A 24,815-nucleotide genomic window follows, 5' to 3' on the forward strand; every position below is an offset into this window, starting at 1 on the left:
GACCGGGGGCCCGCCCACGCCCGCCGGCGCGGGGTCATCCCCGCGGGGGGGGGGGGGGCCGGCGCGGCCCCCCCCCCGACCGTCAACCGGCCAGGTGCGACCAGTCGCCCTCCAGCTCCTGCCAGGTGCCCTGCGCCGCCACCGCTCCGGCGTGCAGCACCACCACGTGGTCGGCGCGGACCAGCGCGGCACGCTTCGCGGTCGACCCGACCACTGTCACCCCGTGCGCCCGCAGCGCCTGCCACAGCGCCAGCTCGGTGGTGACGTCCAGCGCCGACGACACGTCGTCGGCGACCAGCAGTTCGGTACGCGGTGCCAGCGCCCGGGCCAGCGCCAGCCGCTGAAGCTGGCCGCCGGAGAGCCGGGTGCCCTTGTGCCCGATCAGCAGACCCAGCCCACCGCCGGCGGCGGCCAGGTCGTGGTCGAGCTGGGCGGTGCTGACCGCGCCGGCCGCGTCCACCTGGTGGCCGAGCGCGATGTTGTCGGCCACCGTGCCGGAGAGCACCCGGGGCAACTGGCCGACGTAGCCGACCTGGTTGGGGCGCAGGAACAGCTCGGGCTCGGTGACCGGGTCGCCGTTCCACGACAGCTCGCCGGTGTGGTGCACGATGCCGGCCAGCGCACGCAGCAGCGAGGACTTGCCCGACCCGACCGGCCCCACGACCAGCACCAGCTGCCCGCGCTGCACCGTCAGGTCCACGTCCCGGACAGCGACCGTGCCGTCGGAGTGCACCACCGAGAAGCGGCGCAGCTCCAACCGGCGCAGCGGGTTGCGGGGCGGCGACGTCGGCGCGGGCGCGGTCCCGGCGGCCAGGTCGACCGCCGGCACCGCCGCCGTGTACGCGCCCACGCCCGTCATCGCCACCGTCCGGCGGGTCCACACCCGTGCCGACGGCAGCTGGGAGATCAACGACGCGGTGGTCCAGGCGAACCAGCGGGCCGCGCCAAGCGTGGACACGGCCACCAGCACCGCGCCGGCCGACAGCTCGCCGCCCAGGTAGAGGGCCCACGCGCCGATCGGCAGCAGGCCACTGGCCACCGACGGCGTCGACCGCGACCACACCTGCACCGAGATCTCCCGTCGCTGCCGGTCACTGCGCAGCGCGTCCAGGACCGCGAGGTGACGCAGCACCGCCGCCGTGGCGCCGGCGAGCTTCACCGTCCGCGCCGCGGAGAGCGCGGAGACCAGGGCGGTGGCGAACGCCGCCCGCGCCGTCACCGTCGCCCGGGCCGCCCGCTCCAGCTTCGGGCCGAACAGCGTCGCGGCCAGTCCGGAGACGATCATCGTGCCGAGGAAGAACAGCCCCGGTACGACGCTGCCGGTGACCGCGGTCATGGCGACCACCAGGACCAGCGCGACCGTCTGGTCGAGCACGTTGTCGGCGAGTTGCACCACGCGCTCGGTGTCCCCGCCCTGCGCCACGACCTCGGCCGGGGTGTGCGAGCTGACCCGGCGCGGGCCGGTCTGGCCGTGCACCAGACGCAGGCCGATCCGCAGCATCTGCCGCACCCACCAGTGGGGGAACCAGACGTGCGTGTAGTACGGCAGCGGGAGGGTGATCAGCAGCCCGGTCACGATGCCCAGCGCCGGCAGGTACGGGCTGCCGGTCCCGTCGACCAGATCGGCCCAGAGCCACGGCAGCAGCGGGCCGTCCAGCCCGAGCAGACTGAGCGCGAGGAACAGCACGATCGCCGCCGCGCCGTACCGGGGGTCGTTGGTACAGAGCCGGAGGATCTCCCGGAAGGTGCGCGCGGGCGGGGTCGGTGGCAGCGGCGGCGGCTCGGCCCGTCCCGCCGGCCCCGGCTCACCCGTCACCGCCGGGTCGACCGGACCAGCGCCCGAGCGGGTGCCGGGCGTCTCGGAGCCGCTCAACAGGTCGACGCCGGCGGCCTGCGAGCCGACCAGCAGGTCGGTGCCGGCGGCGTCCGGACCGGTCAACAGGTCGGTGCCGCCGCCGGACCGGAACGTCGAGGCCCCGCCGGCGTACACGGCGGCGTGGCTGGTCGCCAGCAGCTCGGCGAAGCGCGTCGACGTCTCCAGCGGGCCGGCCTCGACCACCGCGCCGTCGGCCAGCACCACCACCTCGTCGCAGCGACGCACCGAGGAGAGCCGGTGGGCGATGACGATGCCGATCCGGTCGCGCAGCAGTCGTTCGGTGGCCCGCTGCACCCGCGCCTCGGTCACCGGGTCCAGCCGGGCGGTGGCCTCGTCGAGGATCACGACGTGCGGATCGCGCACCAGGATCCGGGCGAACGCCACCAGCTGCTCCTGGCCGGCGGAGAGCACGTGCCCGCCCTCCCCCAGCCGGGTCGCCAGCCCGTCGGGCAGCTCGGCGATCCAGCCGGCCAGGCCCAGCTCGTCCAATGCCCGGGCGGCGGCGTCGAGCAGCTCCGGGTCGTACAGCGCGACGTTCTCGGCGAGCGTGCCGGCCAGGATCTCGGTGCGCTGCGGCACCAGCGCCACCCAGCGGCGCAGCTCTTCGACGTCGAGGTCGCACAGGTCGGTGTCGCCGAGGAACACGGTGCCGGGCGGCACGTCCACGGCCCGGGTGAGCACCTTCGCCAGTGTCGACTTGCCCGACCCGGTCCGCCCGATCAGGGCGTACGACCGGCCGCGCGCGAAGGTCAGGCTGAGCCCGCGCAGGGCCGGACCCCGCCCGCTCTCCGGGCCGCTCACCTCGTAGCCGAACGTCAGGTCCCGGATGCGCAGGTCACCCTCGGTCGGGCTGATCCCGCCGACCGGCTCCTGCCGGGCCTTCTGGAGCAGCTGCACCCGGGCCCACGCGCCGAGGGCCTCCTGGAGTTCGGGCACCATCCGGCTGACGTGTTCGGCGGTGGCCCCGAAGGCCAGGGCGAGCAGCCAGATCGCGGTGAGCCTGGCGGCGTCGACCCGGCCGGTGGCCAGGGCCCAGGCCCCGCCGAGCACCACCCCGCCGACGCCGACCCGGATCGTCGCGGTGGCGACAGTCGCCACCCGGGCGGACAGCGTCCAGACCCGGTTGCCGCGGGACAGCACGGTGGCGGCCCGCCGGGCGTACAGCCGCAGCACGTACGGCTGGGCGAGGCTGGTCCGCACGTCGTCCTGACCGTGCACCGCCTCCTCCATCACGGCGGCCAGGTCCGACCAGGCCTCCTCCTCGACCATCCGGGCGGGGCCGATCCGCGCCGTGGGCCGGCGCAGCCCCACCCCCAGCAGCACGGTGAGCAGCAGCATCGCTATCCCGGCCGGCCACCACACGACAAGCGCCACAAGCATCGACAGCAGGCCGACGCAGAGCCCCTGGGCGAGGCGCGAGCCCTGGTTACGCACCGCCGACGCCACCTGGTACACGTCCCCGTCGATGCGGTCGAGCAGCTCCCCCACCGGCGTGGTCTCGAGGCTCGGCAGGTCCTGCCCGAGCGCGACCCGGCAGAGCCGCCGACGGACGTCCGCGGACCAGTCGGCGGTGAGCCCGGCCATCAACAGGCTCACCACGAGATCGCTGAGGACCACGGCGGCCAGCGCCACGGCCAGGACCGCGAAGGAACTCGTCGACCGGTGTACGAGCACCGCGCCGGCGAGCGCCGACGCGCCCGCCTGACCGGCCGCGCCGAGCACGATCAGGACGGCGACGAGCGTCAGACGGCGCGGCGAGGTCCCCCACAGATCACGGAGCAGGCGCATCGGAGTTCCTCCGGACGTGGGTGGCGGAACACCCAGCGTGCCGGCAGCAGACCCGTCGACTCAACCGAATTACCCGCCCTGAGCAGGCCCTGCGGTCAGGTCTGGGCGACCCGGCGCACGATGCCGAGCAGCGCCTCCTGCACGTCGGCGATGGGCCGGTCGGGCTGGAACACCAGCCAGTCCACGGCCACCACCAGACCCACCCCGAACAGCGCCGAGGAGGCGGTGGGCACGTCCAGATCGGCCGGCAGGTCCCCGCTGTCCACCCCGGCCCGTACGGTCTCGGCGATCACCTCGATCGCCTCGCCGCGCAGCAGCCGCAACGTCTGCTGCCACTCCCGGTTGGTCCGCCACATTTCCGACAGCAGCAGTTGGGCGAAGGCCCGGTACCGGCGGATGTACTCCAGTTCGGCGCGGACCAGGGCCGCCAGCGCGGCGCGCGGCGGCTGCCCGGCGACCGCCGCCCGGAACTCGGCGGTGAGCAGGCCGATGCCGTGGCGCAACAACTCCTCGAAGAGCACCGTCTTGGACTCGAAGTTGTAGTAGACCGTGCCCTTCGCGACACCGGCCCGGGCCGCGATGTCGTCCACGGTGGTCGCGGAGAAGCCGCGCTCGGCGATGAGGTCCACCGCGGCGACGAAGAGCCGCTGACGGGTGTCCTCCCGCCGCCTCGACCGTCCGTCCGTCACCGGCCCATCCTCACATGGTCAGCTCGGGATGCAGCTTCGCCGGGGTGAGCCGGCGTGAGCGACGGGCCGCGGCGGCGGTCAGGGCCAGCGCCGCCACCGTGAAGCCGAGCAGCACGAGCACCGCCGTCACCACCGGGCCGGCCGGGCCGCCATTGATGGTGTGCCGCAGCCCCGCCACCACGTAGCTCATCGGCAACCAGCTGTGGATCGCCTGGAAGAAGCCGGGCGAGGTCTGGACGGGGTAGGTGCCGCCCGACGACGTGAGCTGAAGCATCAACAGGGCCAGCGCGGCGAGCCGCCCGGCGGGGCCGAGCTGGGCCCCCAGCCACTGCATGATCGCGGTGAAGGCGAGCGAGACCAGCGCCAGCAGACCCAGCGTCACGGCGGGACGCACCGGGTCCAGCCCCAGCACCAGCGTCACCACTGTGAAGAGCACCCCGGCCTGGGCCAACCCGACCGCCGCGGCGGGCATCCAGCCGGCCAGCGCGACCCGCCAGGCGGGAGCGCCGGACATGACGTGCCGTCGGTTGACCGGCCGCAGCAGCATGTACGTGATCATCGCGCCGACCCAGAGCGCCAGACCGAGAAAGTACGGCGCGAAGCCAACCCCGTACGAGCCGGCCGGGTGGCGGGCCGAACGGTCCAGGGACACCGGATCGCCGAGGATGCCCGAACGGGCGTCCGCGTCGTCGTACCCCGGGATCTTCTTCTCGCCGTCGGCCAGGCCGTCGGCGAGGTCGCCGGCCCCGCCGCCCAGCCGGGTCAGCCCGTCGGCCAACTCGCCGGCGCCGCTCTCCAGCCGGATCAGGCCGTCGGCGAGCCGGTCGCCGCCGGTGCTGAGCCGGTCGAGCCCGCCGTCCAGCTCGCGGGCCCCGGTGGCCAGGCGGAACAGCCCGCCGCGCAGCTGCTCGGCCCCGGTCGCCGCGTCGCCGAGACCGTCGCGCAGTTGGGCACTGCCATCGGCGAGGGTGCCCAGCCCGGCTGCCAGCTCGTCGACCTTGGCGCGTGCGGCGGCCACGTCGTCGGCCAGGTGCGGCGCCGCGGCGGCGATCTGCCGGGCCGTGGCGGCCACCGCGGTCATCCGCTCGCGCAGCGCGGTCAGGTCGGCCTGGTCGAGACCGTCGACGACCGCCCGCGCCGCCTCGACCCCTGCCGCCGCTGCCGTCCGGGCGGCGACGAGAGTCGGGTCGTCGGCCAGCTCCGGGTGCGCGGCGACCAGGGCGTCGAGCCGATCGCACACCACCTGGGCCTGGGTCTGGGCCTTCCGCGCCCGCTGCGGCAGCGCGTCCAGGCCGTCGGAGAGCGCCTGCGCCCCGTCGGCGATGGCCGTGGCCGACCGCTCGATCCGCTCGGCGTTCTCCCGCAGCACCGGCTCGATGGTCGAGGCCGCACCGTCCACCTTGCTGGCGACCGCGCGGGTCGCCGTCGCGGCGCGCGCGGTGCCGTCGGCGAGCTGCGCGGCGCCGGTTCGCAGTTGGACCAATCCGGTGGCCAACTCGTCGGCGCCCCGCGTGCTCGCGTCCAGGCCGGCTGAGAGCCGGCCCGCCCCGGCCGCGGACCTGTCCAACCCGTCGGCGACCTGCCCGGCGCCGTCGGCCGAGCTGTCCAACCCGTCGGCGATACGACCAGCGCCCTCCTTCGAGCTGCCCAGCCCGTCGGCGAGCTGACCGGCGCCGTCGGCGGCCCGATGAGTCTCGGCCTTGGCATCGGTGAAGCCCACAAGCATCCGGGAGAAGTAGTCCGACGCGGCGCTCTCGGACGCGGCGGCCCGGATCTCGCTGAACGCCGAACGGGCGAGCAGCCCCGACAGGTAGTTGGTGGCGTCGTCGTTGACCACCTTCAGCTCGCCCCGCTGGGCCGGCTGGCCGGGCTCGGGGCTCGCGGCGAGCGTCGCCGAGAAGTCCGCCGGAATGGAGAACACCAGGTGGTACCGGCCGCTGCGCAGCCCCGCGTCGGCGTCGTCGGCGTCGGTGACCTGCCAGCCGAACACCCGACGGTCGATCAGCTCGTCGGTCAGGTCCTGCCCGGCGTGCACCACCGACCCGTCGCTTGCCGTCGCCGGCCGGTCGGCGTTCACCAGGGCGACCGGAATCCGGTCCATCTTTCCGTACGGATCCCAGAAGGCGTAGAGGTAGAGCGCCCCGTAGAGCAGCGGCACGACGGTCAGCACGGCCAGCGCGGCGCGCGGCAGCCGCCCCCGGGTCATCCGGCGCAGCTCGAACCAGGCCAGTCGGACGACGCTCATCGGTTCCCCTCGGTGTCCTGGTCGGTGGCGGTCCCGACGGCGACGGCGGTTGTGGGTGGACCCAGTCGGTGCACGATCGACGGCAGATGCGGTTCCACCTCTCGCGCGGTCACCACCACCGCGATGCCCCGCTCGGTCAGCCGACCGAGAAGGTCCCAGAGCAGGGCACGGTCCGCACCGTCCGTGCCCGCGTCGACGTCGTCGGCGAGGATCAGCCCCGGCCCCGCGAGGGTGGCGAGCACCAGCCCGAGCATCTGGCGCTGCACCGGCGTCAGGTCCCGTCCCCGGCTGGCCGGGTCGAGCGGGATGACAGTGCCCAGTCCGGCGCCCTCGATCACGGCGGCGACCGCGTCCCGCCGGCCCTGCCTCGGCGACCCGCGTCGGCCAATCGGTCGACCGCCCACCGTGCCGAAGAACCCTCGCCGGCCCGTCGACCGTCGGTCGCGCCCGCCTCGGCCGTCGGCTTGGGCTTGGGCTTGGGCTTGGGCTTGGGCTTGGCCTTGGCCTTGGCCTTGGGCTTGGGCTTGGCCTTGGGCTTGGCCTTGGCCCTGGGCTTCGGCTTCGGCTTGGGCTTGGCCCTCGGCTTGGGCTTGGGCTTGGGCTTGGCCCTGGGCTTCGGCTTCGGCTTGGGCTTGGCCCTCGGCTTGGGCTTGGGCTTGGGCTTGGCCCTGGGCTTCGGGTTCGGGTTCGGGTTCGGGTTCGGCTTCGGCTTCGGGTTCGGCTTCGGCTTCGGCTTCGGCAGCGTCGGCGAACTCGGCAGCCGGGAACTCGCCTGCCGCACCGCCACGAAGGGCCATGGGCCCGGCACGGTCAGCTCGCCGCCCGAGCAGCGACAGTCGTTCCGAGATGTGCTCGGCGACCGTCAACTCCGGGTCGGGCTCGTGCACCCCGGCCACGTGACCGAGCGCCGCCGCCGTACGGAGCTCCAACTGGCCTTCGCTCGTGGGGAAGCGGTTCGCCAGGGCGAGGAGCAGAGAGGTCCGTCCGCTGCCGGGCACCCCGACGATCGCGTGCAGCTCACCCGCGTCCACCGCAAGGTCGACACCCCGGAAAACCCACCCCCGAGAGGTACGCAGGCCAAGACCCCTCGCCTCGACCACCATCACGCCCACCCCGATCACTGTACTGACTGGTCAGTCTAAAAACATGGCCCAGCCTAGGCGCGATGGCCGGGTTTGCGCCCGTCCGGGACGCGTGATCCCCGTCATCACGGAAGCGTGGATGGCGCCACCGAGCCGGACCCCACCACTCCGGCCTTGATCGACGCGAGATCGGCGAAATCGGGGTATCAACCCGCCCCGGACACCCCGACATCGGCGAACCCGAGTCGATCACCACCCGGAAGCCCCCGCCTCGGCCACGTACGCTGCCTCGAATGGGCGAGATGTCCGCCCCCATGAGGTCGCTGGGGGTGGCCTGACTCATCTCGACCGGTGCGACGAGGCCAGCCGCTGGGCGGTGATCAACACGAGATCGGCGATATCGGGGTATCAACCCGCCCCGGATACCCCGATATCGGCGAACCCGAGTCGATCACCACCCGGACACACCCCGCCAAGCCGCGTCCGCTGCGTCGAATAGGCGGGATGTCCCTTTCTGAGCGATGGTTGGGGTGTGACCGGTCGCATCCGTGGGCTGGAATCGTGGCGGGCCGGGGGTCGTTACATACCCTGACGATCGCAGGACCACGGCCCGCCCCCGCCCGCTCGACCGGGTGGGAAATGGCCGGTCGGGCCGGGTCGTCGCAGACCCCCGAACACCCCGTGACCCCCGGGGCCCCGGCGAGGGCCCGGGAATGACCCCAGCCCGGCGGCCGTTACACACGGTCCGGGCCCCGAGAGCCCCGCTCGCGAGCCGCCCCGGGAATGACCCCGGACCGCCGGCCGTTACACACGGTCCGGACGCCGCGAGCCCCGCTCGCGGGCCGCCCCGGGAATGACCCCGGACGGCCGGCCGTTACACACGGTCCGGCGCCGCGAGCCCCCCTCGCGGGCCGCCGGGAATGACCCCGGACTGCGGGTCGTTACACCCGGTCCCGGCGCCACGAGCCCCGCTCGCAAGGTCGCCGCGCCGCGAGCCCCCGGCTCGCAGGCCCCCAAACTTTTTCCTTGTTTTGTGCAGCGCCGGACGAGGTGCTCACACCCCACGTCACCGACCCCCCTTGGTGGTGCGTGTGGTGTTCCTACCCCCGAAGGAGCTACCCCCATGAACACGATCTTCCGTAAGAGCATGCTGTCCGTTGCCGGTCTCGCGTTCGCCGGTGGAGTCTTCGCCGGCCCGATCGCCGCCCACGCCAACCCCGTCGACGCCAAGCCCACCGCCGCCGCCGCGGTGCAGACCGCGGCGCCGAAGCCGCAGGGCGACCAGTCGCACATCGACCTCAACGGCGAGCAGACCGCCAACGTCAAGGCGATCATCGCCGCCACGAAGAAGGCCGGCCTGCCCGAGCGGGCCGCGGTCATCTCGATCGCGACGAGCCTGCAGGAGTCCAAGCTGGAGAACCTGGGTCACCTCGGCGACGCCAACGACCACGACTCGCTGGGCCTGTTCCAGCAGCGCCCCACCTCCGGTTGGGGCACCCCGGAGCAGATCACCAACCCCGAGTACTCCACCACCGCGTTCCTCAAGGGCCTGCGCCAGGTTGACGGCTGGCAGGACATGCCCCTGACCGACGCCGCGCAGACCGTCCAGGTCTCGGCCTACCCCGACGCGTACGCCCAGTGGGAGCAGCAGGCCACCGACCTCGTCGCCCAGCACTGGAACAGCTGACCCACCGCACCGACCGATGGCCGGCACCCAAAGGGTGCCGGCCATCGTCGTGCCCGGGAGATCTTGGACAGTTCCCGTCACCAGCTGACGGAAACTGTCCAAGATCTGAAGGCGCGAGCGCTGGTCGATCAGAAGAGGACGGTGGCGAGCGTGCCGACCGGCTGGAAGCCGCAGCGCTCGTACACCCTGCGGGCCGGCAGGTTGAAGTCGTTGACGTACAGGCTGACCGTGGGGGCGACCCGGAGCAGCGCGTCGCGGACGACGGCGGCCATCGCGCCGGCGGCGATGCCGCGGCCCCGCCACTCCGGCGCGACCCAGACGCCCTGGACCTGGGCGGTCCGTTTGGTCACCACGGCCAGCTCGGCTTTGAACACGACCTTGCCGTCGACGAAGCGGGCGTACGCGCGACCGGCGCGGACCAGGTCGTTGACTCTGCGGCGGTAGCTGCGGCCGGCGTCCTCGGCGAGCGGGGAGACACCGACCTCCTCGGTGTACATGGCGACGGCAGCCGGAAAGAGCCTGTCGACCTCGCCGGAGCGGACGCGGCGTACCTCTGGATCGGCCGGTACGGCCGGCAGTGTGTCGGTGGCCAGCAGCGGCTGGTTGGGGCGGACGTCGCGGGCCGGGCCCCACGTGCCGGAGAGCCGGTCCCAGAGGCCGAGGACGGCGTCGGCGCGGCCGACGATTGACGAGCAGAGTCGTTCCTCCCCCGCGAGCAGGTCGGCGAAGGCGGACACGGCGGCGCCGTTGGCGAGCACCGGTGTGAGGTTGCCACCGAGCCAGCACAGCGATTCGAGGTTGCGGCGGGCGCCGTACCCCAGGATCCGCCCTTCGGCCCGCCACCAGGAGAGCCCGCGCGCGGCGATGCGCTCCGCGACCTGCGCGCCCGCGAACGGGTCACGGTCGAGGAGGCGCTCGACCGCGCGGCGCTCCGATTCCCCCAGTTGCCGTACCGGCACCGTCAGCACGACTACCAGCCTGCCAGATCGACCCCCCGCCCCGCCGGCCGAGTGGCGAGCCCGCCGTCAGACGGTCAGTGGCTCGGCGACCGGGCTGGGTGGGCGGGTCCGGCCGGCCCACCGGACGACCGGGGGCACCAGGGCACCGAGCAGGAGGAACAGCGCGCCGAGTGTGAGCCATCCCGGTACGCCCCAACCGAGGGCGAGGCTGGTCACCACGACGGGCGCGAGCATCTTGCCCAGTTCGTAGCCCATGCCGTACGTCCCCTGGTACTGCCCCTGGGCGTCGGCGGGCGCCAGCCCGAAGGAGATCCCCCATCCGGCGGCGGAGTGCCACAGCTCGCCGATCACGTGCGCCAGCGACCCGCAGCAGAGCAGGCCGATGGCGCCCGGGGTGGGCAGTGCGCCGCTGGCGGCGAAGAGTACGCAGGCGAGCGCGATGACGACTCCCGCCCGGCGGGACGCGCGGGCGGCCCCGGGCAGGGTGACGGCGCTGCGTGCGGCGCGTACCTGCAGGAGCACCACGAGTGCGGTGTTGACCAGCGTCAGCACCGAGATCATCCAGGCCGGCGCTGTGGTGTGTCCGGCGATCCACAACGGCAGGGCGAGGGTGAGCAGGCTGAAGTGCATGGACATCAGCCCGTCGAGCAGGGTGAAGGCGAGGAACGGGCGGTCCCGTAGGGCGACCAGCCGGGGTCCTCGCGTCGGGGCGGCGACGGGTGCGACGGTGGGCAGCCGGGCGGAGATCGCCGCTGCGGCCAGCGACGCCACAGCCGTGGTCAGGATCAGCGTGAGGTAGCCGGCGCGGGTGTCGGCGGCGATGGCGAAGCCGCCGAGGACGGCGCCGACGGAGATCCCGACGTTGGTGGTGGCTCGCAGGTAGGCGCGGGTGTGCACCCGCTGGTCGGGTGGGATCGCGCCGGCGATGAGCGCTCCCCGGGCGCCGCGCTCGACGGCGTCGGCGAGCGCCGTGGCGGCGCCGACCAGCAGGAAGGCGGCGAATGAGCGGACGGTGACCAGCCCGGCGGTCAGGATGCCGGCCGCGATCAGCCCGCCGACCTGTGCGCCGCGCGGCCCGACGCGGTCGGCCAGGTAGCCGCTCGGCGCGCTCGCGAGCACGCCGACGAGTGCCGAGATGGTCAGCCCGACGCCGACCTGGGTGGCCGAGAGGCCGACCGAGCGGGTGAGGAAGAGCGCGCTGGCGACCAGCCACAGGCCCCGCCCGACGGTCTTGACCAGGGTGCCGAGGGTGAGGATCCGGGCCGGGCCGGGTGGTGGGAGCAGGCGCATGGCCGTCACCTTAACAAGACGTACGTACGGTTTGTAAATAGCGGCTTGTCGGCGATGCATTGCCGATATATCGTTGATGCATCAGCGACAGTACGAAGGAAGGAAGAACCCCATGAGGTTCCATCGACAGCACCACCCGATGCACGAGGCCCGGATGCGGGGGTTCGGCTTCCCGCCGGTCCCGCCCGGCCCGCACGGCCACGGCCACGAGCACGGCGGCCCCTGGGGCGGACGCGGTCGCGGGCGGGGCAGGGGCCGACGCCCCAACGTCCGGGGCGCGGTGTTGGCCCTGCTCACCGAACGGCCGATGCACGGCTACGAGATGATCCAGGAGATCGACTCCCGCACCGGCGGCGCCTGGCGGCCCAGCCCGGGTTCGATCTACCCCACGCTCCAGCTCCTGGAGGACGAGGGTGTGATCGCCGCCAGCACCGAGGAGTCCAGCGGTGGGCGCAAGCGGTTCACGGTCACCGAGGCCGGGCAGGCGGAGGCCACCGCGGCTGCGGAGAGCCCGGCCTGGGCGGACGTCGCCCAGGGCACCGTGAGCAGCTGGCACGACATCCGCGACTCCGGCGCGCAGGCGATGAACGCCCTGCGTCAGGTGATGATGAACGGCACCGACGACCAGCGTGAGCGGGCCGCCCAGGTGCTCGACGAGACCCGGCGCAAGCTGTACGCGATCCTCGCCGAATCCGAGTGAGATGCACCGGAACGAATGCGGGCCGCTCCCCGAGGGGGAACGGCCCGCATTCTTCGAACCGACTCAGTGCACGGTGACGGTCGGGCCGGTGACCAGCCCACGCAGCTCCTCGGGAAGCTCGGCGCCCATCTCGTCGGCGATGCGCAGCGCCTCCTCGATCAGCGTCTCCACGATCTGCGCCTCGGGCACCGTCTTGACGACCTGGCCCTTGACGAAGATCTGGCCCTTGCCGTTGCCGGAGGCGACGCCGAGGTCGGCCTCGCGGGCCTCGCCCGGACCGTTGACGACGCAGCCCATGACGGCGACCCGCAGCGGCACCGGCAGCCCTTCCAGGCCGGCGGTGACCTCCTCGGCGAGCTTGTAGACGTCCACCTGGGCCCGCCCGCAGGACGGGCAGGAGACGATCTCCAGACCGCGCTCGCGCAGGCCGAGGGACTCCAGGATCTGGTTGCCGACCTTGATCTCCTCGACCGGCGGGGCGGACAGCGACACCCGGATGGTGTCGCCGATGCCCTCGGCGAGCAGGGCGCCGAAGGCGACCGCCGACTTGATGGTGCCCTGGAAGGCCGGGCCGGCCTCGGTGACGCCGAGGTGCAGTGGGTAGTCGCACTGCTCGGCGAGCTGCCGGTACGCGCGGATCATCACGACCGGGTCGTTGTGCTTGACCGAGATCTTGATGTCGCGGAAGCCGTGCTCCTCGAACAGCGAGCACTCCCACAGCGCCGACTCGACGAGCGCCTCGGCGGTGGCCTTGCCGTACTTGCTCAGCAGCCGCTTGTCCAGCGAGCCCGCGTTGACGCCGATCCGGATCGGCACCCCGGCGTCCCCGGCGGCACGGGCGATCTCCTTGACCTTGTCGTCGAACTGGCGGATGTTGCCCGGGTTGACCCGGACGGCCGCGCAGCCCGCGTCGATCGCGGCGAAGACGTACTTGGGCTGGAAGTGGATGTCGGCGATCACCGGGATCTGCGACTTCTTGGCGATCGCGGGCAGCGCCTCGACGTCGTCCTGCGACGGCACCGCCACCCGGACGATCTGGCAGCCGGACGCGGTCAGCTCGGCGATCTGCTGAAGGGTCGCGTTGACGTCGGAGGTGAGGGTCGTGGTCATCGACTGCACGGACACCGGCGCACCGCCGCCGACCGGGACCGAACCGACCATGATCTGGCGGCTGGCCCGACGGGGAGCGAGCGGCGGGGGCGGCACGGCGGGCATACCGAGACTGATAGCGGTCACTTCAGGCACTCACCTTGAGAAGAGCGTGATCGGGTTGACGACGTCCGCGGCGATGGTGAGCAGCGTGAACGCGCCGCCGATCAGGATCACCGCGTACGTGAAGGGCATCAGTTTGAGGTAGTCGACCCGGCCCGGGTCGGCCCGGCCGATCCGGGCGTAGACCCAGGAGCGGACCCGTTCGAACCAGGCGATGGCGATGTGGCCGCCGTCCACCGGGAGGAGCGGCAGCAGGTTGAACACCCCGATGAAGAAGTTCAGCGACACGAAGAGCATGAAGAAGACCAGCCAGGCGTTGTTCTGCACGGCCTCCCCGCCGAGCCGGCTGGCGCCGACGACGCTGATCGGGGTGTCCACGTCCCGCTCGCCGCCGGTGAGGGCGGTCCACAGGGCGGGGACCTTCTGCGGGATGCGCTGCAACGCCTGCGCGGTGCCGACGGCAAGTTGACCGGTGAAGTCGGCGGTGGCCCCGAAGGCGGCCCCCGGCCCGTACGTCACGCGGGTGGGGGTGCTGGGCACGAGACCGACGCCGAGCGCGGCCACCGGCGCGGCGGCGCCCTTCGGGTCGTCCAGGGGCGGCCGCTGGGTCTGCGCGAGCACCGTGCTGGTGCTGCCCGCCTGCCCGTCGCGGACGTACTCGATCCGCGTGGTGTCGCCCGGCTTGAGACTGCGCAGCGTGGTCAGCAGGTCGCCGTAGTTGGCGATCGGGGTGCCGTTGATCGAGGTGATCCGGTCGCCGTCGCGCAGCTGCGCCTGGGCGGCCGGGCTGGCCGCGTCGGCGGGGGTGCACGCCCGCACCGCGTTCTCCGGCACCACGCAGTCGCTGAGCTGGATGACCGCGGGCTCCTGGCGGGCCTGCGCGTCGGTGGTCGGGAAGTCCGGGTTGGGCAGGCCGGCGGAGACGGCGAGGATCCAGATGGTGATCAGCGCGAGCGCGAAGTGCGTGATCGAGCCGGCGGCCATCACGATCGTCCGCTTCCAGACCGGGTAGCGCCACATCACCCGCGACTCGTCGCCCGGCTCGACGTCGTCGTCCTGCGGAGTCATCCCGACGATCTTGCAGAAGCCGCCGAGCGGGATGCCCTTGAGGCCGTACTCGGTCTCACCCCGCTGGAACGACCAGATGGTGGGGCCGAAGCCGACGAAGTACTTCGTCACCTTCATCCCGAACATCTTGGCGGTGAGCAGGTGCCCCGCCTCGTGCAGACTCACCGAGACGAGGATGGCCAGGGCGAAGAGGACCACCCCGAGCAGGTACGACATCAAGCTCCTTCCACCGAACCCGCGATGATCTCCTGCGCGTGCGCGCGCGCCCACGATTCGGCCGCGAGCACGTCCCCGACGGTACCTGGTTCGGCGAAGTCCGGAGCGTCCTCCAGCACGCGCTCCAGGGTGTCGACGATGCCGAGGAACGGCAGCCGACCCGCCACGAACGCCGCCACGCACTCCTCGTTCGCCGCGTTGTAGATCGCCGGGCGGCAGCGTCCGGCCTCCCCGGCGGCCTTGGCCAGCGCGACGGCCGGGAACGCCTGATCGTCCAGCGGCGCGAACTCCCAGGTGTGCGAAGCCGTCCAGTCGACGGCGGTGGCGGCCTCGGGCACCCGGTCCGGCCAGCCGATGCCCAGCGCGATCGGCAGCCGCATGTCCGGTGGGCTGGCCTGGGCGATCGTCGACCCGTCGACGAACTCGACCATCGAGTGGATCACCGACTGCGGGTGCACCATCACCGTGATGTCGGCGTACGGCACGTCGAACAACTCGTGCGCCTCGATCACCTCAAGGGCCTTGTTGACCATCGTCGCCGAGTTGATCGTGACGACCGGCCCCATGTTCCAGGTCGGGTGCGCGAGCGCCTGCTCCGGTGTGACCTGCGTCAGCTCGTCGCGCCGCCGCCCCCGGAACGGGCCGCCGCTGGCCGTGACGATCAACCGCCGCACCTCGCCGCGCGCCCCGGAGCGCAGACACTGGGCCAGCGCCGAATGCTCCGAGTCGACCGGGACGATCTGCCCCGGCCGCGTCACCGCGGCCTTGACCAGCGGGCCGCCGGCCACGAGCGACTCCTTGTTGGCCAACGCGAGAGTACGACCACCGCGCAGAGCGGCCAGCGTGGGAGCGAGGCCCAGCGAGCCGACGACCCCGTTGAGCACGACGTCACACGGCCACTGCGCCAACTCGGTCATGGCGTCCGGCCCGGCCACGATCTTGGGAAGTTTGAAGTCGCCGGTGGCCCAGCCCCGCCGGCTCGCCTCCGCGTAGAACGCCAGTTGCAGGTCCTGCGCGGCGGACGCCTTGGCCACCCCGACCGCCTCGACGCCCAGTTCGAGGGCTTGCGCGGCGAGCAACTCGACATTGCCGCCGCCGGCGCCGAGCGCCACCACCCGGAACCGGTCCGGGTTGCGCCGGACGATGTCGATGGCCTGCGTGCCGATCGAACCGGTGGACCCGAGCAGAACAAGGTCGCGGGGGGAAGTCACGAGGCCATTCTCCCCCACCCCCGCTGTACGCCCACTGGGAGCCTCAGCCGCCCCCTCCCGACACTCCCGGCAATGATCAACTCCAGATCGCCGATGTCGGGGTATCCGCAGCTCTCCGACACCCCGACATCGCCGAACCTGTGTCGATCAAGCGGTGCCGGGCTCTTCCGGGACTGCTTCCTCGCCCAGCAGGTTCCGGCCCGCAGCAGGGACACACGCAGATCTTGGACAGTTTCCGTCTCGTGCGGACGGAAACTGTCCAAGATCTGCAGGAGTGGCGGCCGCCAGGCGGGCCTGGTCGCGACCACCGGGAGGTCATCGAGCAGGACCGGCAGCATCGCGCCGACCGTGCCGGGTGTCGTGCGTGTACGGACGCTCGCCGACCAGCAGGTGATCAACTCGGGGTTCTGGAAATCGGGGTATCCGCAGCACGCGGATACCCCGACTTCGGTGAAAGCGTGTTGATCAGGCGATGGTTGGAACGGCCGGGGACCGCCGGAGCGGCCCCCGACCGGGACTAGCCCCCGTTGATGACGAACTGCGAGCCCGGCTGGATGACGATGTTGCCGTCGGCCGAGTTGGTGATGGTCACGTTCGTCAGGTTGGCGTTACCGCGCGCCCCGCTCATCGCGAGGATGCCGGCACCGTTGTTGGATTTGTCGATCCGTACGTTGGTGATGGCGACGTTCGGCATGTTGCCGCCACCGTTCTTGAACTGGATGCCGTCGTACGTCGAATCGATGATGTCGGTGTCGCGGATGGTGACCCCGACGATGTCCCGGGTGGCGGGGAAGAGCGTGATGGCACCGAACTCCTGGTCCTCGTTCCAGAACGCGCCGCCGGTGCGGTAGAGCCCGTTGTTGGCGATCAACGTCGTGCCGGAGAACGGCAGCGGGTCGTGGTCGGTCGCCAGCATGATGCCCGGGTAGTTCGCGGTGTCGTAGATCAGGTTGTTCTCGATCGAGTTGTCGTAGCCGCCGTAGATGGCGATGCCGTTGGCCCGCCAGGGCAACTGGACGGTGTTGTTGACGAAGTGGTTGTCGTGGGCGATGTCGACGCTGCGGTCCTTGACGTACGGGTTGGCCCAGACGGCGAGCGCGTCGTCGCCGGTGGTGCGGAACGACGAGTTGAACACCCGCGAGTTGCGCGTGCCGTTGCTGAAGTTGATGCCGTCGGCGTACGTGTCGCGGATCCGCATGCCGGTGAACTCCAGCCCGTCGGCCGGGCCCCACAGCTCAGGGATGTTGTCGTAGTCGCGGCCCACCCAGACACCCACGTTGGCGTGCTCGATCCACACGTTGCTGATTTTGGTGCCGGTGCCGAAGCGGCCGTTGAGACCGACGCCGCCCTCGGCGTTGCCGTCGCCGCCGCGGATCCGGCCGGAGCCGAAGATGGCGATGTCGGAGATCTGGGTGTTCTTGTCGATGTCGAAGCCGAAGTTGCCCTCGTGTGGGTGGTTGATGCCGCCCACCACGTTCTGCGGTTCGGTGAGCGTGTAGAGCTGCGAGTGCCACATGCCGGCGCCCCGGATCGTCACGTTGCTGATGCCGACCTGGTTGTACATGCCCCGGTTCTGCGGGTCGTCGGTCAGGATCTTCTGCTCCTGCCGCCACTGCCCGGCGGGGATCCAGACGCAGCCGATGACACCGTTCTGGTCGTCGGTCACGGCCCGCTGGATGGCTGCGGTGTCGTCGAGCCCGTCGTTCGGAACCGCGCCGTACGCGGTGATCGAGGTGCAGCCGGCGGGCTGGCTCGCCGGCGGCGCCACCTGCTCCAGGTCGATCATGTCGATCACGTAGAACGAGGCGGTGTCACCCGAGTCGCGCTGCAACTTGAACCGGGTGCCGGCCGGGTACGACTGCGCCAGCAGCGCGTTCGACTCGTCGAAGAGCCGCCGGGCGTCGGCCTGCGGGGTGTTGGTCAGCGCCTCCGGCCCGTCGGTGTTGCCGTAGAGCCAGCTGTGCTTCGACGACAGGGTCAGCTTCCGGGAGAACACGTCGTTGACGTAGAGGCTGATGGTCGCCTCGATGCCGCCGCCACCGGGCGCGTCCGGGATGGAGTTGCGTACCACTATGGAGTTGGCCTGGTTGGCCGAGGTGAACTCGACGAACTGGCCGGTGCTGGTGAGCCGTACCGACTTGCGGCCGGAGGACTCGCTGGCGAAGTTGGTGTGCCCGAAGGTGCGCAGCGGGTCGGTCTCCAGCAGCGTGCCCTGGTAGCGGCCGGCCTCGGCCTCGTAGGAGACGTACGGGACGGCGGCGCCACGGCCGACCACGATCGACTGGCTGAACGTGTTGTTGCTCTCGTTGGTCTCGGTGACCACGTTCGTGGCGTCGGCGGTGGCGGTGAGGGTGGCGCCGCCGCTGGTGGCGGTCCAGCTGCCGGTGACGGCCACGGTGACCGTCGCGCCGGCGGCGATCGAGGCGGTGGTGGTGTTGAGCGTGGTGCCGCCCGCCACCAGCCGGGTGACTGTGGTCGCGCCGGTCGCGGTGGTGCCCCGGTTGCGGACCGTCACGGTGAAGGTGACGGACGCCCCGACGGCCGGGTTCGGCGGGTTCGAGGCGATGCTGAGCACCTGGAGGTCCGGGCCCGGGGCCTGCGCGACCACCAGCGGCGACGCTGCCGTGAGGCTGTTGTTGCCGTTGTTCTGCTCGACGATCGTGTTCGTCGGGTCGACCACCGCCGAGACGGCGTAGCTGCCCATCGGCCGCGTATCGGCGTTGAACGACACGGTGGTCGAGCCGCCCGCGGCGACCGCGCCCACCGTGGCGCTGCCGACGACCGCGCCGGCCAGGCTGAAGTTCACGGTCGTAGCACCGGCGGACGCGGAGCCGATGTTCTGCACCACGGCTGAGAGGGTGACCGGGGAGACCTCGCTGGGCGACGAGGGCGACCAGGTCAGCGAGCTGACGACCAGGTCCGGGTTGGGTGCCGGGGTGCCGCACACCTCCAGCTCGGCGACCTGGCCGGACGGGGCGCCGGTGTTGCCGGTGAACCGCAGCTGCACGTCCGCGGTGGTGGCGGTGACCGGGATGGTCACCACGTTGGTGCCCTGGGCGAACTGGTACGCCGCCGCCGACACCAGGCTGGTGTACGCCGACGACGCCTGGTCGCGGCCGAGGACCTGGATGGTCTGGGTACGGGTGCCCCAGGCCGGGTCCGGGTTGAGCTTCACCGTGACAGCGGAGATGGCGTGGTTCGCGCCCAGCGCCACGGTCAGGTTCTGCGGGTAGCTGGCCGCGCCCTCCCAGTAGGTGGTGAGCTGCCCGTCGTTCGCCTTGTCCGGCGTGAAGCTGAAGGTGGAACCGCTCGCGGTCATGCTCTTGCCCTGCGCCACGTTGGTGCACGCGGGTGGGTTGCTGCCGGTCCGGGTCACCGTGTTGCTGGTGCCGGAGAGGTTGCCGGCGCCGTCGCGGGCGCGCACGTAGTACGACACGGTCGCCGTCGCGGGCTGGGTGTCCTGATAGGTCAGCACCGTGCCCAGCGTCGCGATCAGGCTGCCGCCCCGGTAGACGTTGTAGCCGGCCAGGCCGCTGCCGCCGGAATCGGTAGACGCGCCCCAGGTGAGCGTGATCGTGCTGCCCGACGTGCTCTGCGACAGCGTCCCCGGCACGCTCGGCGCGGTGGTGTCACCGCTGCCGGTACGGGTGACCGTGTTGCTGTTGCCAGACAGGTTGCCAGCGGCGTCGCGCGCCCGGACGAAGTACGACACTGTCGCCGTGGCCGGCTGGGTGTCGTTGAAGGTGGTCACGTTCCCGACGGACGACAGGAACGCGCCGTTGCGGTAGATGTCGTAGCCGGCGATGCCGCTGCCGCCCGCGTTGTCGGTGGACGCGACCCAGTTGAGGGTGATGGTGGTGCCCGACTGGGCGTAGGAGAGGTTGCCCGGAACGCTCGGTGCTGTGGTGTCCGGGGTGGTGCCGCCGCTGCCGTACACCTCCAGTTCGGAGAGCTGCCCGGCCGGCCAGCCGCTGTTGGCGGTGACGGTGATCCGCACGTAGCGGGTGGAGGCCGAGCTGACGTTGATGGTGACGGTGCTGCCGCTCGCCGGGTTGAAGGTGTACGTCTGCGACCCGACCAGGTCGGTGAACGACGACCCGGTGGCGCTGCCCTGCACGCTCAACGTCTGCGTACGGGTCGCCCAACCGGAGGTCGGCAGCTTCAGCACGACCTGGTTGACCGACTGCGACGAGCCGAGATCGACCTGCACCCACTGGGGAAACGAGTTGTTGAGGCTCTCCCAGTAGCTGCCCGCGTTGCCGTCGACGACCTTCGACGAGTCGTAGACGTCGGCGTGGCCGCTCTCCTGGGTGGGACGGCCCTGGGCGAGGTTGGTGGCGGCCGGGGCGAAGGCGCTGCTGGCCGGGGCGGCGGGGCGGGCGGCGCCGGCCGGGCTCGCGATCGCGGTCGCCCCCGCCGTGGCCATCAGCGTGGCCGCGGCCATGGCCGCCACCATCCTGAACAGATTCGTTCGTCTCATCACTGTCCTTGTCGTCGGGGGACGGTTGCCGCGGCGGCGTGACCACGGGGTGGGGGTGCGGCGGTGCAGCGCCGGCCCACGCGGGAGTGGGCCGGCGTCGAGAGAGACGGGGGTACGGACGGCGCGGGGCACGACCAGCAACGGGCCCCAGGACGGCCCGCTGAATCTTCCGCACACGTGCTCGAAATCGTGCACGTCTTTGTCGAAATCTTGCGTTACTTTGGCCAAAGGTTACTGACGTGCTACGGGAGCGTCAACACTTCGACGGCCGTGACTATTGATGGGCTCTTCTGCCCCGACGCCCGACGCGCCGTCCCCACACACGGCGAAGGTGCGGCCCCCGACGACTGGAGGCCGCACCTTCGCCGATGCTGCGTCAGGACGTGCGGGAACGATCAGGCGTCTGGTGCCGCCAGGACGAACGTCTCCAACAGCTCCCCGCCGTACCAGTCGGTGCGCTGACCCACATGGATCATGCCCAGCCTCCGGGCGACAGCCATCGACGGCTCGTTGCCCGGCGACACGACCGCGTAGACCTCCCGGGTGCCGGCGGCGAACTCCCGCGCGACGAGCGCACGGGCGGCCTCGGTGGCGTAGCCGTGACCCCACGAGTCCGGGTGCAGGTGCCACCCCGTCTCGATGTCCTCGGTCCGCACCGCCTCGTCCCGACCCGGCAGCGGCTTGAGCAACGCGGTACCGGCCACCTGACCGGTCTCGCGCACCTCGACCGCCCAGGTGCCGTACCGGCCACCGTCGTCGGCGTGCCGGTCCTGCCAGAACCGCAGCCGCTCGATGGCCTGGGCCGGGTCGGTCATCGGCAGGCCCGGCGAGGCGCCCAACCAGCGAGTGATCTCCGGGCGGGAGTAGATGTCGTAGATACGGGCCAGATCGGCCGGATCGTCGGTCCAGTCGCGCAGGATGAGACGTTCGGTGGTGACAACAGTCATGACCGGCGATCTTAAGGAGTGACCGCCCCGAGGACAGGGAAGGAGAACCCGATGGGCAACGGATGGCAGCGCGCGAAACGGATCACCAGTGCCGCGTTCCGTCCGGTGCGCGGGCGGGACCTGTCGCTGCACGCGGCCGCGATCACCTTCTACGGGGCGATCGCCGTGGTCCCGGTGGCACTGCTCGCCCTCTGGCTCACCGCACTGATCGCGGGCGCCGATCGGGTACGCCGGCTCACGTCGTACGCCGTGGAGGCCCTGCCGACGGCGATCGGGGCGCCCCGGGCGGTGGCCGCGCTCGTCGACGCCGGGGTGGAGTTGACCCCCGTGCTGGCCCTTGCCTCGCTGCTGCCCGCGTCGCTGTACGGCGAGGGGCTCCGCCGGGCCTTCGTGTCGGTGGCGGCCCCGCGCAGCGACGAGCACCTGGTCGGTTGGCGAGGTCGACTCCTGCTGCTGCCGCTGCTCGCGCCGGCGCCCGCGCTGCTGCTGTCGATCCTGCTGGCGCTCCCGGTCACCACCCACCTGGTCACCCAGGGCGGCTGGCTCGGCGCTCTGGGGGTGGTGCTGTCGTTCCTGGCGGTGTGGCTGGTGCTCACACCTGTGGTGGTGTGGGTGTTCCGGGTGGTGGGGCCCGCATCGCCGGACTGGCTCTCCACCCTCGGGCTCGGGTCGTTCACCGCGGCGAACCTCTCCGGGTTCATGCACGGCTTCGTGCTGTTCGCGTCCCTGCCGCTGGATCTGGGCGCACCCTTCGGCGGGTTCGACGAGATCGGCGCCGGCGTGGCCGTGCTCCTGTGGCTGTACCTGTTCCACGTGATCGTCCTGGCCGGCTACTCCGCCACCCTGGCCCTCTCCCGCTGGCGTGCCCAACGCGCTCCCCGGCCGAGTTGATCAGCGCGCGGTGGGCTGACCCCGCGCGGTGGTGGGGCTAGGCTGCGGCGGCATGAGCAGTGAACTTCCCGGCCGGGCCGGCGTCGTGATCGTCGGTGCCGGGCACAACGGTCTGGTCTCCGCCATCCTGCTGGCCCGCGCCGGCCTGGACGTCCTGGTGCTGGAGGCTGCCGACGTCATCGGCGGCGCGACCCGCACCGAGAACCCGTTCCCGAAGGTGCCGGGGCTGCGCCACTCCACCGGGTCGTACCTGCTCGGGCTCATGCCGCCGGAGCTGCTCGCCACCCTCGACGTGCGGATCCCCGTGCTGCGCCGCGACCCGCACTACTTCCTGCCGACGCCCGGCGGCCTCGGCTCGCCGTACCTGCTCTTCGGCAGCGACACCGCCGCCACCCGGGCGCAGCTCGCCGAGTTCTTCTCCCCCGCCGACGTGGCCGCCGACGACGCGATGCAGGCCGAGCTGGCCGCGCTGCGCGAGGACCTCGCCCCGGCCTGGCTGGCCGAGCCGCTGAGCGCCGAGGAGACCGCCGAGCGGCACGTCCGCCCGGCGCTGCGGCAGGTCTTCGTCGACCTCGTCCGGGGCTCGGTCGCGGACTACCTGGCCCGGTTCGAGTTCCGCTCCGAACTGCTGGTCAGCATGTACGCGGTCACCGACGGGCTCTCCGGCCTCAACGCCGGCCCGGACGACCCCGGGACCGGCCACAACTTCCTCGTGCACAACATGTGCCGGCTGCCCGGCTCGGGCGGCACCTGGATGATCGCCGAGGGCGGGATGGGCACCGTCTCGGCCACGTTCGCCGACGCCGCACGCGCCGCCGGAGCGACGATCCTGACCGGTACGCCGGTGCGCGCGGTGACCCTGGACGGCGGCGCGGCCAGCGGAGTCGTGCTGGCCGACGGTCGGCAGGTCGCCGCGCCTGTGGTGCTCGGCGCGTGCGACCCGTACCGGCTGATGGACCTGGTGCCCGACGGCGCGCTCCCGGCGTCGCTCGCCGAACGGATGTCGGCGGTCCGCCGCCCCGGCACCACCCTGAAGCTCAACCTGGCGCTCACCGACCTGCCGCGGTTCTCCTGCCTGCCGGCGGGCACGCCGAGCCCGTTCGGCTCGACCATCCACCTGCTGCCCGGGTCCGCGTCGCTGGTCGGCGGCGACTCCGCCTCGCCGATGACCGCGCTGCGTGACATGTGGGCGGACGTGCAGGCGGGGCGACTGCCGGCGGAACCGACGATCGAGTGGTACCTGCACACCACAGTCGACCCGTCGCTGTCCGACGCCGCCGGGCACCACTCGTCGGCGCTGTTCGTCCAGTCGGTCCCCTACGAGCTGGCCGGCACCACCTGGGAGGCGGAACTGCCCGGCTACGTCGACCGGCTCGTCGCGATCGTCGAGCGGTACGCGCCGGGCACCGCCGACCTGATCGCCGACGCGGTGCCGCTGCCCCCACCGGGCATCGAGAAGCACTTCGGCATCACCGGCGGTCACATCCACCACGTCGACAACACCGTCTCGTTCACCGACCGGATGCCGTACGCCACAGGCATCGACGGCGTGTACGCGGGCAGCGCCGGCTGCCACCCGGCGGGCAGCGTCATCGGCGCCGCCGGCCACAACGCCGCCCGACGCATCCTCGCCGACCTGGGGTCTGTTTCCTGAACGGCGGTCGAGCCGAGGCGGAGGCCGGGCGGCGATCCGGCAGGGCGCGTTCTCAGGAAACAGGCCCTACGCCGCTGACCGGCCCTCGCTCGTGCCGGCGGACGGCCGGAGGTCGCCCGGGCCGCCGATCAGGTAGTAGCCGACCAGCAGCAGGTACGCGCAGAGGCTCAGGATCGGGTCGATGAAGACGACGGCGAAGGCGACGAGGTAGAGCAGGGGCTTGACCAGCACCCGACGCGCGATCGCCCGGGCAAGCCGGGGATCCAGGTCCGGGTGCAGCAGCCCACGTCGGCGGGCCCACCACCAGCTCAGGTTGACGAAGATCGCCTCGCCGAGCACGGTGCCGAGGTACAGGGCGGCGGTCAGTCGCTGCTCGGTCGTTCCACCGCGCAGGTTGTCCGACAGCAGGTCGGCGGTGAACGGGATGGTGGCGATGAAGAGCAGGACGCCCAGGTTGAAGACCAGCAGCATCTGATCGACCCGGACGACGTACCGCCACAGGTTGTGATGGGCGAGCCAGACCTGCCCGGCGAGCGCGAAGGTGATCACGTACGCCAGGTAGGACGGCCAGGCGTGGGCCAGGGCGTCCGGAAGCGCCCGCCCACTCTCCCTGGCGGGACCGGTCTGGAGCAGCTCGACGGCCATCACCGTCAGCACGACCGCGAAGACACCGTCGCTGAACGTCTCCACCCGGGCGGCGTCCCGGGCCTTCTCCCGGCCGCGCTCGTACCGGTACTCGCTCTCCCGCGCGTCCGACCCCGCCACGCCGCCCCGCTCTCGTCGCCCACCCCACCCCGCGATCTTGCACTTTCGGTCGCCG

Annotated in this window: 16 protein-coding genes and 1 pseudogene; 4 read left to right on the forward strand and 13 right to left on the reverse strand. The window is 72.1% G+C overall.

Features of this window, described 5'->3' with window-relative positions; genetic code table 11:
* Nucleotides 1-82: 82 nt before the first annotated feature.
* The 5 genes and pseudogenes from ACLQ27_RS27190 to ACLQ27_RS27210 all read right to left on the reverse strand — a co-directional run.
* Nucleotides 83-3,664 carry an ATP-binding cassette domain-containing protein gene (locus tag ACLQ27_RS27190; RefSeq protein ID WP_425869315.1) on the reverse strand — a complete coding sequence of 1,194 codons (3,582 nt, stop codon included), beginning with the start codon at nt 3,662-3,664 and terminating at the stop codon, nt 83-85.
* A 95-nt stretch (nt 3,665-3,759) separates the two neighbouring features.
* Complete coding sequence (locus tag ACLQ27_RS27195; RefSeq protein WP_234584256.1) at nt 3,760-4,353, reverse strand: TetR/AcrR family transcriptional regulator; 594 nt, start codon at nt 4,351-4,353, stop codon at nt 3,760-3,762.
* 10 nt (nt 4,354-4,363) lie between these two features.
* Nucleotides 4,364-6,598 (reverse strand): YhgE/Pip family protein, encoded by a 2,235-nt coding sequence (locus tag ACLQ27_RS27200; protein ID WP_425869318.1) that lies wholly within the window; start codon nt 6,596-6,598, stop codon nt 4,364-4,366.
* Complete coding sequence (locus tag ACLQ27_RS27205) at nt 6,595-6,936, reverse strand: ABC transporter ATP-binding protein (RefSeq protein ID WP_425869356.1); 342 nt, start codon at nt 6,934-6,936, stop codon at nt 6,595-6,597. Before ACLQ27_RS27205 ends, ACLQ27_RS27200 begins: the two co-directional genes overlap by 4 nt.
* 456 nt (nt 6,937-7,392) lie before the next feature.
* Nucleotides 7,393-7,701: pseudogene (locus ACLQ27_RS27210) on the reverse strand (ATP-binding cassette domain-containing protein); the annotation flags it as partial.
* 1,102 nt (nt 7,702-8,803) lie between these two features.
* On the opposite strand from ACLQ27_RS27210, the gene ACLQ27_RS27215 reads away from it, so the two are divergent.
* The gene (locus ACLQ27_RS27215; RefSeq protein WP_425869320.1) at nt 8,804-9,367 is read left to right on the forward strand and encodes a hypothetical protein; all 564 of its coding nucleotides are present in this window, start codon (nt 8,804-8,806) and stop codon (nt 9,365-9,367) included.
* Between the two features lie 128 nt (nt 9,368-9,495).
* Here ACLQ27_RS27215 and ACLQ27_RS27220 read toward each other — a convergent pair whose 3' ends face one another.
* Both ACLQ27_RS27220 and ACLQ27_RS27225 read right to left on the reverse strand, forming a co-directional pair.
* The gene (locus ACLQ27_RS27220; RefSeq protein WP_425869322.1) at nt 9,496-10,335 is read right to left on the reverse strand and encodes a GNAT family N-acetyltransferase; all 840 of its coding nucleotides are present in this window, start codon (nt 10,333-10,335) and stop codon (nt 9,496-9,498) included.
* Between the two features lie 57 nt (nt 10,336-10,392).
* Complete coding sequence (locus ACLQ27_RS27225; RefSeq protein WP_357497996.1) at nt 10,393-11,616, reverse strand: MFS transporter; 1,224 nt, start codon at nt 11,614-11,616, stop codon at nt 10,393-10,395.
* A gap of 112 nt (nt 11,617-11,728) precedes the next feature.
* Here ACLQ27_RS27225 and ACLQ27_RS27230 point away from each other — a divergent pair, with 112 nt between their 5' ends.
* The gene (locus tag ACLQ27_RS27230) at nt 11,729-12,316 is read left to right on the forward strand and encodes a PadR family transcriptional regulator (protein WP_234584251.1); all 588 of its coding nucleotides are present in this window, start codon (nt 11,729-11,731) and stop codon (nt 12,314-12,316) included.
* 63 nt (nt 12,317-12,379) lie between these two features.
* Here the strand turns inward: ACLQ27_RS27230 and ispG are convergent, their stop codons facing one another.
* The 5 genes from ispG to ACLQ27_RS27255 all read right to left on the reverse strand — a co-directional run bounded on the left by ispG (nt 12,380) and on the right by ACLQ27_RS27255 (nt 21,450).
* Nucleotides 12,380-13,552, reverse strand: a complete 1,173-nt coding sequence (gene ispG, locus ACLQ27_RS27235) for a flavodoxin-dependent (E)-4-hydroxy-3-methylbut-2-enyl-diphosphate synthase (protein ID WP_130408231.1) — start codon at nt 13,550-13,552, stop codon at nt 12,380-12,382.
* Nucleotides 13,553-13,561: 9 nt separating this feature from the next.
* Nucleotides 13,562-14,812: a M50 family metallopeptidase gene (locus tag ACLQ27_RS27240; protein ID WP_234584250.1), complete on the reverse strand. Its 1,251-nt coding sequence runs from the start codon at nt 14,810-14,812 to the stop codon at nt 13,562-13,564.
* The gene (gene dxr / locus ACLQ27_RS27245; RefSeq protein ID WP_234584249.1) at nt 14,812-16,023 is read right to left on the reverse strand and encodes a 1-deoxy-D-xylulose-5-phosphate reductoisomerase; all 1,212 of its coding nucleotides are present in this window, start codon (nt 16,021-16,023) and stop codon (nt 14,812-14,814) included. Before dxr ends, ACLQ27_RS27240 begins: the two co-directional genes overlap by 1 nt.
* A gap of 517 nt (nt 16,024-16,540) precedes the next feature.
* The gene (locus tag ACLQ27_RS27250) at nt 16,541-20,503 is read right to left on the reverse strand and encodes a CARDB domain-containing protein (protein ID WP_425869325.1); all 3,963 of its coding nucleotides are present in this window, start codon (nt 20,501-20,503) and stop codon (nt 16,541-16,543) included.
* Between the two features lie 395 nt (nt 20,504-20,898).
* Nucleotides 20,899-21,450: a GNAT family N-acetyltransferase gene (locus tag ACLQ27_RS27255; RefSeq protein ID WP_425869327.1), complete on the reverse strand. Its 552-nt coding sequence runs from the start codon at nt 21,448-21,450 to the stop codon at nt 20,899-20,901.
* A 51-nt stretch (nt 21,451-21,501) separates the two neighbouring features.
* On the opposite strand from ACLQ27_RS27255, the gene ACLQ27_RS27260 reads away from it, so the two are divergent.
* Complete coding sequence (locus ACLQ27_RS27260; protein WP_357573091.1) at nt 21,502-22,341, forward strand: YhjD/YihY/BrkB family envelope integrity protein; 840 nt, start codon at nt 21,502-21,504, stop codon at nt 22,339-22,341.
* A gap of 52 nt (nt 22,342-22,393) precedes the next feature.
* A complete protein-coding gene (locus tag ACLQ27_RS27265; RefSeq protein WP_425869330.1) occupies nt 22,394-23,995 on the forward strand; it encodes a phytoene desaturase family protein in 1,602 nt (533 codons plus the stop codon).
* A 66-nt stretch (nt 23,996-24,061) separates the two neighbouring features.
* On the opposite strand, the gene ACLQ27_RS27270 is transcribed toward ACLQ27_RS27265, so the two are convergent.
* Entirely contained in the window at nt 24,062-24,760 is a 699-nt protein-coding gene (locus ACLQ27_RS27270; protein WP_425869332.1) for a TMEM175 family protein, read from the reverse strand.
* Between the last annotated feature and the right edge of the window lie 55 nt (nt 24,761-24,815).

The sequence above is a fragment of the Micromonospora sp. DT63 genome (assembly GCF_049841615.1).
GTDB lineage: Bacteria > Actinomycetota > Actinomycetes > Mycobacteriales > Micromonosporaceae > Micromonospora.